Raw genomic sequence first — 1,440 nt, 5'->3', positions numbered from 1 at the left:
CTTTCTGACTTTATGTTATTTGCCTTTTACATATATGATGCGGATGGTCGCCCTTCAAGGGTACAAAGTTTTGACAGAAGACTATATTTTGACAGCCAAATCCAAGGGATTGAAAAAATGGACGATCTACGCCCGGCATGTACTCCGGAACGTTTTGCCCGTGATCAAAGCGGATTTGTTTCGGATCGCCTCGATCATGACCGGAAACCTGATCGTGATTGAAAATCTGTTTAACTCCCCGGGTATCACACGCTTCCTGATTCCCAGTCTGGACTGGAATTTGGAATTGAAGGATAGCGGGAATGTACTGTTATACTTCGTAATTCACCCGAAAAAATGCATATCGAGTTTTAGGAGCCTTCGGATCAGTAGAAATGTAGTGGGAAAACCTACTAACACCATTTCGCTTATTCTTCTGCCGTCCACTTTCTTCTCCCCATAAAAAAACACCCCCTTTGTTCCCCTAAATTAACTTACACCTTTTCTGAAATCCTATGAGGTCAGCAAACTAAACTAATCTATAAATAAGTCTATAAACGAGTCTTCTAGTGCTATTGACATTTAGTGGTTAGTACATTCTGGCTTTATTTTGATTGCTTGGCCTGGAACAAACTGAGATATATCTTAATATAATAATTTCGTAAAAAGAAAGGAGGAAATTATTTTGGATCTAAATAATAACCCTAGAAACAAAAAAGATCAAAGAAAAAAGAAAAGACTACGTGATCGTGATGATCCTAAAGAAAAAAGAAGAAAGAAAAGACTGCGTGATCGTGATGACCTTAAAGATAAGAGAAGAAAGAAAAGGACGAAAGATCGGGACGACCTCGAAAATATAGAAAATATCGAAAATTCGATATCAAATCCGGATATATCACCCTACTGTGCGAGTAATGCCACTAACAAGGGCCAATTAACAAACCAAGCTGATCTAGATAGCGACAATATAATTATTTCCAATGCCGATACCGACGCTGATCATGACCACGCTGATCATGACAAGGATCCGAATGGCGACGCCACTGCCAATTCTACCGCCAATGCCGACGCCGAGGCTCATGCTGACGCTGATGCCGACGCTGACGCGGATGCGGATGCCGATGCTCATGCTGACGCGGATGCGGATGCTGACGCGGATGCGGATGCGGATGCTGACGCGGATGCGGATGCCGATGCGGACGCGGATGCGGATGCGGATGCGGATGCCGATGCTCATGCTGACGCTGATGCCGACGCTGACGCGGATGCGGATGCCGATGCTCATGCTGACGCGGATGCGGATGCTGACGCGATGCGGATGCGGATGCTGACGCGGATGCCGACGCTGACGCGGATGCCGACGCGGATGCGGATGCGGATGCGGATGCTGACGCGGATGCGGATGCGGATGCGGATGCCGATGCTCATGCTGACGCCGATGCCGACGCGGATGCGGATGCG

1 protein-coding gene and 1 pseudogene are annotated in these 1,440 nt (G+C 47.0%); both read left to right on the top strand.

The window, feature by feature from the left end:
- A partial coding sequence (locus I8U18_RS17535; protein ID WP_198065179.1) for an ABC transporter permease subunit occupies positions 1-442 on the top strand: 442 nt, incomplete at its 5' end.
- 222 nt (positions 443-664) lie between these two features.
- Positions 665-1,440: pseudogene (locus I8U18_RS17530) on the top strand (hypothetical protein); the annotation flags it as partial.

Origin of the sequence: Thermoactinomyces sp. CICC 10522 (genome assembly GCF_016055075.1) — a bacterium.
Taxonomy (GTDB): Bacteria; Bacillota; Bacilli; order Thermoactinomycetales; family Thermoactinomycetaceae; genus Thermoactinomyces_A; species Thermoactinomyces_A daqus.
The sequence above is the reverse complement of the archived record's forward strand: the minus strand, read 5'-3'. Positions and strand labels throughout refer to the sequence as shown.